Annotated in this window: 7 protein-coding genes; all 7 read left to right on the top strand. The window is 63.2% G+C overall.

What is annotated here, in order from left to right:
- Positions 1-168: 168 nt before the first annotated feature.
- The 7 genes from BGE01nite_RS28295 to BGE01nite_RS28265 all read left to right on the top strand — a co-directional run bounded on the left by BGE01nite_RS28295 (position 169) and on the right by BGE01nite_RS28265 (position 8,367).
- On the top strand, positions 169-4,761 hold the full coding sequence (locus BGE01nite_RS28295) for a hypothetical protein (protein WP_146856236.1): 4,593 nt from the start codon (positions 169-171) through the stop codon (positions 4,759-4,761).
- Between the two features lie 238 nt (positions 4,762-4,999).
- Positions 5,000-5,575 carry a hypothetical protein gene (locus BGE01nite_RS28290; protein ID WP_146856234.1) on the top strand — a complete coding sequence of 192 codons (576 nt, stop codon included), beginning with the start codon at positions 5,000-5,002 and terminating at the stop codon, positions 5,573-5,575.
- Positions 5,572-5,940 (top strand): hypothetical protein, encoded by a 369-nt coding sequence (locus BGE01nite_RS28285; RefSeq protein ID WP_146856232.1) that lies wholly within the window; start codon positions 5,572-5,574, stop codon positions 5,938-5,940. The genes BGE01nite_RS28290 and BGE01nite_RS28285 overlap by 4 nt, the downstream gene beginning before the upstream one ends.
- A gap of 48 nt (positions 5,941-5,988) precedes the next feature.
- On the top strand, positions 5,989-6,375 hold the full coding sequence (locus tag BGE01nite_RS28280) for a DUF7674 family protein (protein ID WP_146856230.1): 387 nt from the start codon (positions 5,989-5,991) through the stop codon (positions 6,373-6,375).
- Between the two features lie 80 nt (positions 6,376-6,455).
- Complete coding sequence (locus BGE01nite_RS28275; RefSeq protein WP_146856228.1) at positions 6,456-6,887, top strand: hypothetical protein; 432 nt, start codon at positions 6,456-6,458, stop codon at positions 6,885-6,887.
- 231 nt (positions 6,888-7,118) lie between these two features.
- The gene (locus tag BGE01nite_RS28270) at positions 7,119-7,391 is read left to right on the top strand and encodes a DUF6869 domain-containing protein (RefSeq protein WP_146856226.1); all 273 of its coding nucleotides are present in this window, start codon (positions 7,119-7,121) and stop codon (positions 7,389-7,391) included.
- Between the two features lie 295 nt (positions 7,392-7,686).
- Positions 7,687-8,367, top strand: coding sequence for a GDSL-type esterase/lipase family protein (locus tag BGE01nite_RS28265; RefSeq protein ID WP_146856225.1), 681 nt, complete (start codon positions 7,687-7,689; stop codon positions 8,365-8,367).
- The last annotated feature ends 544 nt before the right edge of the window (positions 8,368-8,911 follow it).

The raw sequence follows: 8,911 nt of genomic DNA, 5'->3' as shown, positions 1-8,911 counted from the left end.
AACCGCCAACCGCCAACCGCCAACCGCCAACCGCCAACCGCCAACCGCCAACCGCCAACCGCCAACCGCCAACCGCCAACCGCCAACCAAGGCCCCCCTAACCTCAAATCCGTCCCTAACAAACCTTGCCATCGCTCCCCCAAAAATGGTATTTACAAAGAAATTACGATGATGCTTCCGCCTTCTCTGCGCGTCTGCCTGCATGTGCTCACCACCACCGCGGCGGCACTTCTGCCCCTCACCAGCGCGCAGGCAGAGCAGCTGCTCGGCCCTGCCAGTTACACCGGCATCATGTTCAGCGAGGGCGCCGGCCACGGCTCCGTCATCGTCAGTTCCGGGGAGTGGATGGCCGTGGGCGCGCCGGGCAATGCCATCGATCCCTTCACCACCTACGCGGGCGGCCGTGTCACCCTCTGGAAGCGTGAGGCCGGCACCTGGCAGCTCCGGCAGCAGATCGTCAGCCCGGAGAGCGGCACCGGCAGCGGGAACCAGTTCGGCCGTAAGCTGGCCATGGAGGGCGACCGCCTCCTCATCGGCTCCGTCACCACCGCCGCCACCCCCCGCGTGCACGTCTACCGGCGGGAAAATGAAACCTGGGCCCAGGATGGCACCCTCACCTCTGTCGGCGGCAGCTCTGCCAGCGGTTTTGGGGAGGGCCTGGCCATTTCCGGAGACCTGGCCGTCATCGGCTCACCCTCAGGGGATGGCGGCACCCCCACCGGCTGGATAGAGGTCTACCAGCGCACCGGCGGCAGCTGGGCATACCAGACCCGCCTGACCGATCCCCAGAACGGCCCCGGCCTCGGCCTGAACCTCGCCATCCATGGCGGCAGCATCATCATCGCCGGGCGGCCCTTTGGGGACATCCTGACCCCCACCCTCATCCAGGATGTCGGCAAGATTGCCGTCTTTGAAAAACCCGCCGCCGTCTGGCAAAAGACCCGTGAGGTCCTCTCCTCCAGCCCGACGGCGAACGAGCGCCTCGGCCTCAAGCTACAGGTCCAGGGAAACCGCCTCTATGCCCTGGGAAACGGCCCCCTTTCCCTCACGAACCTGCATGAGTTCGCCATCACCAGCGCCTTCGCCGCCCTCAGCCGGTTCACCATCTCCCTCACCAATCCCACCTCCGCCCTCCTGGCCTTGGCCTCAGACGGCACCAAGCTCGCCCTCCACAATGGCGGCCAGGCAGACCCCCTCCTCTTCCACCGCCCCAGTGTGGACGACCTCTGGCTGCGGGACACCGTGCCAGTCCAGTCCTCCTCCAACATCACCGAGACCGCCTTCCTCTGGAGCGGTGAAGACCTCCTCATCGGCGGCAGTGCCAAGCCCTACATCTTCGGCCCCCAGGAGCACACCGTGCGCGTCCTGCGCAGGTCAGACACCGCCTGGGCCATCATCGGCCACTGCCAGCCTCCGGTGGATCTCCGCCTGCAGTCAGCCCGCTTCGGCCTCAGCGTGGCCCAGGACGGCGAGTGGCTCGTCACTGGAGCCCCCATTAGCGATCCTGAGTTCACCGAGTATGAGGGCCTGGCCTTTGTTTACCGGAAGAGCGCGCAGGGCGCCTGGCAGTTCCACTCCCTCCTCCCGCAGCCCGTCCAGCCCGGGGTCAATCTCGCCCACTTCGGGGGCAGCGTGGCCTGCTCCGGCACCAGCATGGCCGTCAGCCTCTCCCGCGCGCTGAATGGAGAGCTGCTGCCCACCCCCTCCGCCGTCTTCCTCTATGCCTGGGATGCCGCCCAGGGGCGCTGGGTGCAGGACGGTAACCTCACAGCACCCGCCGGGAAGAGCGCCGTTGGCTTTGGTCATGCCATCGCCCTCCTGGGAGACCTCCTGGCCATCGGCTCCCCCCAGGACCGCACCGTCTTCCTCTACCGCCGCAGCGGAGGTCAGTGGACCCTCACCCAGACCCTCGCCGCCCCCACCTCATCTCCGGCGAGCGAGAGCTTTGGCTGGTCCCTTTCCCTGGATGGCACCAGCGTCCTCATTGGCGCGCCGACGGACAGCGCCGGTTCCGCCTACCTCTACGAGCAGAGCGGCGGCACCTGGACCCAGACCACCCGTCTCCAGCCCCCCGCCACCCCCCTTCTGGTCAAAGCAGGCATCACCGTGAATCTCAATGCCGACCGCGCCCTCCTCGGTGGCGATGGCGAGACCACCCAGGCCGCCATCTTCCAGCGCACCGGCACCACCTGGAAGCACCAGGGGCATCTCCCCGTGGATCTCACCGGCATCACCATCCACACCGCCGTCAGCGGCGTCCTGTTCGGCCCCTTTGCCCTTCTCAACAACGGCTACCAGCTCTCCCTGCACTCCTTCATCGGCAGCCAGTGGACACCCCTCCCCCTGGGTTTCGAAACCACCATGGCTGAGGCCTCCACCCTGGATCTGGACCTCCCGGCCCGCCAGGTCGTCATCGGCACCTTCTACCGGGGCATTTATGTCAAAGACCTCGCCCGGCCGCCCGGCGTGGACCTGGACGGCGAGCTCACCACCGTCCCAGGTTCCCCCGTCTTCCTGGATGCCGGTGAGTACCTCGCGGGCAAGGTTGTGAATCGTTTGTTAGGCATCAAGTTCGCGCCCCAGGGTGCCTTCACCGTCCGCACCCAGGTCAGCCTCGGCGGGGACACCGCCTCCTTCAGCCTCGCCCGGACCTCCTGGGACGTGCCTCCCGGCTCCGCCATCACTGAGGCCCTGCGCTTTGCCCCCACCACTGCCGGCGTGAAGGAGATCACCCTCACCTTCACCTCAGATGCCCCCGGGGACTCACCCGTCGTCTATCACATCCGCGCCAGAGCCGTCACCACCGCCACCCCCGTGCAGTTCCTCGGCGTGCCGGACTCCGTGCTCATGCAGGCCTTTGACCTCGAGCACGCCCAGGTCCCGCTGGAGCCCGTCATCACCGGCACCGGCCCCTGGACCTTCCGCTGGCTGAAAAACGGCACCGCCATCCCCGGTGCCACCAACCGCACCCTCTCCGTCAGCAGCGCCGGTGTCTATCAGCTCGATGTTACCAACCCCGCCGGGCGCATCCGCTCTCCGGCCATCAACATCGGCAGTTATGAACTGAAGACACCCGTCCTCCTGGCTCTGGATGGTGAGACCGTCCGCGCAGTCATGGCCGTGGCCGGTCCCGGCGTGAAGGTGCGCTGGAGCGCGGATGTGGGGCAGGGCACCGGCCCCCTCAGTGACGGCCCCTACTACACCGGCACCCGCAGCCCCACCCTCACCATCCGGAATGCCCAGTCCGCCCTCACCGGCTCCTACTTCGCCACTGTCTCCATGCCCACCGTGAACGGCCCCATTGAGCTGGACAGCGAGATGGCCTTCGCCGTCGTGGCGCGGCCCCTCATCACCCTGGAGGGCAGGGAGGATGGGCGCATGGTCATCGGCCAGCCGGCCGAGCTCTGGAGTAATGTCAGCTTTGACGGCCCCTCCGCAGACCCTCCCGTCTTCCGCGCCACCGGCCTCCCGCCCGGCCTCACCCAGGGGCAGGACGGCTTCATCCGCGGCACCCCCACCACCGTCGGCCTTTACACCCTTAGTGTCACCGCCAGCATTGGCCGCGTCACCAGCCTCCCGGTCAGCCGGCGCTTCGTCGTCGTCACCCCCGGCTCCGCCACCCCTGGCCTCTACTGGGGCTGGCTGGAGGGCCACCCCGCCTTCCCCCTGCGCGGCGCCATCACGCTCGACCTCCGGCCGGACGGCTCCTACACCGGCACCCTCCAGACAGGCCTGTATAAAGAAGCCATCAGCGGCATGTTCCCGTCCGGGCAGGAGACCGGCTTCTATGAGTCCGCCATCACCCGCCTTGCCCTCCGCTTCCCCGCCCCCCAGACCCAGCGAAACGTCTGGTTCCGGCATGAAGACGGAGCCCGTTTGATCGAGTTCCTCTCCGTGCCCCCGGGTGGCCAGCCTTCAGATCTCGAGCCCCTCAGCTCCCTGGAGCTCATCACCCCCCTCGTCCTCCCCCAGGCACCGCCTCCAGAGCTTGGGAAGCACAACTTCGTCTTCCAGTCAGACGGTGACCCCGTCTCCACCCCTGGCGGCCATGCGTTCGGCACCCTCACCGTCGCCGCGGACCGCCGGGTCACCTTCGTCGGTCAGCTATCAGATGGCAGCGGCATCACCGGGGCCGGTTGGCTTTCTGACCAGAGCTCCTTCTCCGAGGAGACCCCCAAGTTCTACTTCTACGCCACGGACACCGCCGGGAAAAACTCCATCCGCGGCCGCGTCGGCATCAGCCTCGTCAGTGGCGGCGGCGTGGCCGGACCTTCCGGAGACGTCCTCTGGACCCGACTGCCCAGCGCCACCAAGTTTTACCCGGACGGCTTTGAAGACACCCCCTTCGCCTTCGTCAGCTCCCGCTACAGCGCCACCAGCGCCGGCCTCGTCTTCTCCGAGGGGCCCTTCTCTCTGCAGGTCTCACCCGTCTATTCAGAGACCACCCCCAGCACCGTCCAGTTCAGCCGCCAGCTGCGTGCCACCTTCGGCACCGGCCCTGGGGAAAATCTCATCCGCGCGCGGCTGGACGTCTACGCCATCACCGGCTTCTTCACCGGCCAGGCCACCGTGCAGCAGCTGAATGTTCACAACCCTGACCTCCCCATCACCCGCACCCTCCAGTATCGCGGCATGCTTCTCCCAGATGCCCGGCGTGGTTACGGCTACTTCCTCCTCACCACCCCCATTGATGGCTTCGTCCCCGCCTCCGAAGCCCGCACCTACTCCACCCCCGTCCTCATCACCCCCGCCTTCAAGTGAGATCGGGGGCCGGAGGTGATGTAGCGGTCCCGCATGCGGGATGAGACTGCCGGGTTGTGGGTGCCTGGAGTCTTGGAATGCTGGAATGCTCCATGTTGCGGCCGTCGTAAGACTGCCGGGGTTTGGAGTGCTAAGGTGCCCGAGATTCCGGTAAAATTTGAGCATTCTTCCGCCGCTTCCTTTCTCTCGTTCCTAGTTCGGAAGCTCTGCAGAATCTCTCCCCACCGAAATGACTGACATGAAGCCTCACTCCCCGCTTCTCATCGTCCTCATCGCGCTCGCGGCTGCTCTTGTTCCAGCCCAGAGCTCCAGGGCAGGGGACACCGTCAAAGGGGCGGCCCAGCCATCGGATCAATCCCGGCAGCCGGTGGATTACTCCAGAAATGAAGTCCACTTTCACCTCCCGGCACAGAACTTCACAGCAGGGGACGTCGTCAAAACACTGATCCAGCCCTCCGATCTGACTTACCACCCCAAGTCCTACGCTGGAGACAGCGACTTTTTCTTCACCCTGACCGCAGGATGCACGATGACACTGTTCCAGTGGCCGGACGACCGGTGGATGCTCAACGTCGAGCCCGGCTGCCTCGTGGCCGAGGTGAAGCATGAGAAGATCGGCAGGGATGTTTATCGGTTTAGTTTGTTAGGCTGGGGAATGATCGGAGGCGTGAAAAAGGCCCTCTCCATCCAGGGAGATCACTTTGAAGTCCGCTGCTGGGAGAGGAAATCTGCGGATCTGCGGCTGCCCTCCACTCATGTCGTCACCCGGCTCACCGAGATCCCCGCTCCCAAGTCCCCGTCGAAGTCCGAATGAACCTCCGCACCTGCGCCGCCATCGCCTCCTTGCTGCTGCTCGCCGCACCGCTCGCCATGGCTGGCTGGGGCGCGTATGGCATGCTCACCTTCACGTCAAAGGCCGTGCTGATCCCCGGCGGGAAAGAGGTTTTCATGGAAAGCTTCCAGACCTATTTCGGAGCCATCTTCATTGGCTTCCTCGGCTTCATCCTCGCGGGCATCTGCCTGGACGGTCTCGGCATGCGTGACCGCTGGTATCTCCGCTCCCTCACTGCCCTCGGCATCCTCTGGCTCTTCTACATCCCCGCCGGCACCCTCTTCGGCATCGGCCTGCTCGTCTATCTTGCCTTCAAACAGCGCGCCCAAAGGCGACTCACCTCCTGAAGGTCGTTCGCGCTCTGGCAGAATCCAACCCCCATCACTCCATCCCACATGATCTCCAAAGACCAAGTCATGCCGCTGCTCATGGATGCGTGCCCATCGTATCGACCTCTGGTTGAGTATCAGGACTTGTTGCATCCCGCGGCTGGCCATTTCGTGGATCACCTGTGGCAGCTTCATCAGCAGAACCGGACCACTGACTTTCCGGAGGTCGCACGCACGCTCGAGCGCTTGCTCATCGAGGGCGACGAAGATGTCCGTGACGTCACCATTATCGGTCTGCTAGAGGGTATTCAGAACGTCTGGGGAAACAACGGCACCGACCCGGAGATATTCGCCCGTCATCTGCTTCCCGTGAGCGCCATGCAGTGGAAGAGTCTCAATGCCTTTTGGGACGGTATGAGCAAACCTGCAGACCCGAAGCATGAGCATCCATAGTTAGGTGACTCCAAACTTCGAGTGCGTGAACCACACACTTTTGTTTCGTTCGCCACCGAGTCCCTCCCACCATTTCGCGCATGAGCATCTCTCCTCCCTGGCTTGTGGTGGTCTACACGCCAGGCTTTTCCCCCATTCACCATCGCTGCCGTGCTGAGATCAGCCTCAGCGGGCACCTTGGCCAGCGACTTGAAGAACGCCGCGTGGGTCAGTGGGTTCCTGTCGCACCCGAATACGAGGCTCAACTGGAGCCCGCGCAGATGGACATGCTGCAGCAGGCCGTGGCTGCCATTGACTTCCCGCGTCTCGCGGCCCGCCTCAGACCCGCTAGAGGTGCCAGCGGCATTGCCATCGAGTGCCATCCGCCCGGCGGGTCTCTTCAGAGAGTCGAGGGCTCCATCCTCAGCTACGACCGCGGCTACCACGACTTCAAGCAGACCTTCGAACCCGCCCAGCGCTTCTGGAAACAGGTCTATGAGCTCCTGCCTCACCCCTTCATGAAGCGCGCTTGATCAAACCTGGAACCGGCAGGACTAACAACCAATCATGTAAACTCTTGGGGCAACCGAGGCGCGGATGAGGCAGGGCAATGGAGGTGCCTTTCAAATCTGCCGGGATATGCTGGCAAAGACCGCGATGTGTTGACCCTTTTCAAGGTTAGAGAAGTATGCTCTTAAGTGGTTCCCATGGAGACATTTACTGTCGATAAAGTTGTGAGCAGGTGGTTCGGATCAGACCAGACTATGTTTGAGGCTTGCACCGACGCGCCAGAGATCGCCTGGTCCGCCATCCAGCAGATTTTTCAGCACGAGCTCACCGCCAAGCAGATCTCGGTCCTGGCCGCCGGCCCTGTCGAGACACTGCTCGCGTATCACGGACCCGCTTTCATAGAGCGGGTCGAGCAAGAGGCGCGGCAGAGTGACCGCTTTCGCTACCTGCTCACCGGCGTCTGGAGAAACAGCATGACCCAGGAGATCTGGGACCGTGTCCGCCGCGCACGTGGTGAGAAGGTGTGACAACGACCGCCTTGAGTTCCGTTGCTGGGGTGAAAACAAGACCGGTCGCTTCCTAAAATCCGGAGCCCTAGCCGCTCATGAGACGCTCATGAAGAAGTGAAAACCCTTCTGAGTATTAGCGTCCTATCAGCGGTTAAAATACTGGCTCGCCAAGGCGACAAAATCACCCCCAGCCCAGCCAAAGAGAATCTTTCTACCCCAATCTTTCTACCCCAAAGATCGGTCCTCAAAACCACGCTATTGACGCTCCCAACCGTTTTGTTCACCCTTCGAAAGATCTGGCCAAAGCATTCCCATGAAACCTCGCGCCTCCTTCATCTTCCTCACCCTCCTGCTCAGCGCCATCTGGACTCTCACTCTCCGCGCCGAGCCAGCAACAGACTTCAGCCGGTTTGAGAAAACCATCGCCGCTTATGAGGAGAGTGACCGCGCCGCGCCCCCGCCGAAGGGCGCCATCCTCTTCACCGGTGCCTCGCACATCCGCCGCTGGACCACACTCGCGCAGGACTTCCCGCAGCATCAGGTCATCAACCGTGGCTTCGGCGGATCCGAGATCCGGGAAGCCACCCACTTCGCCCCGCGCATCATTTTTCCTTATGCGCCCAAGACCATCTATTTCCGCTCCGGAGGTAACGAACTTTGGAACAAAAAACGCACTGCCGAGGAAGCATTCGCCGACTTCAAGGAATTCGTCACCACCGTCCACGCGAAACTGCCGGACACAGACATCATCTACATCTCCAACATCCGCAGCCTCGCCCGCGCCAGCCAGGACGACCTGTTAAAGACCATGAACACCCTCATCGCCGACTACGTCCGGGGGAAGCCACACCTTCGCTACATCGACGTCTTCGACCTCATGACCGACTCCAGCGGCCAGCTCCGCCCCGAATGCTTCGTCGAGGACCGTCTCCATCTCTCCCCCGCCGGTTACAAGCTCCTCACCGCGAAAGTGGCCGCTGACATGGGCAGGTGAGCCCTTGCAGTGATCACGGGACCGGAGTGCCAGCCTAACAAACAGTGACGTAATCCATGCCTGTGAAAAAGATTCTTCGCATTATCGGGTGGTCAGCCCTCGCCCTGGTCCTCGCTGCTGCCGGCTTCTTTGGGTGGCTGATGTATGACTTTCACCAGAGCACCAAAGCCGATTTTTGGAGCACTGATGCTCCTCCAGATGCCCTGATGCGGTCAAGGCTCGCAGACCGTGGACTCCCACCCACGATCTCTCGTGTCGTGAGCCACGGCGTCGCCTCAAGGTTCAACGGAGATGGAGAAGACCTGACCATCTACTGCTTTCCTCCGGCTGAGCTGCCTCTGATGAAGCAAGTTTTGGGGAGCCAGGGAGTTTGGGTGGACGGGCTTCCCGCAGACGGAGGCTGGAAGTGGTATCTGAGAGACCATGCCCCGCAGGACTTGAGAATTGATGACGCGTCAAATGGCAGGCATTACATTCACATTCGCCCCAGCGAAGGATCCTCTGGCCGCACAATCATTGACACCCGACGAGGCATTAGAGCATA

Origin of the sequence: Prosthecobacter gellanilyticus (assembly GCF_007992435.1) — a bacterium.
GTDB lineage: Bacteria > Verrucomicrobiota > Verrucomicrobiia > Verrucomicrobiales > Verrucomicrobiaceae > Prosthecobacter > Prosthecobacter gellanilyticus.
The sequence above is the reverse complement of the archived record's forward strand: the minus strand, read 5'-3'. Positions and strand labels throughout refer to the sequence as shown.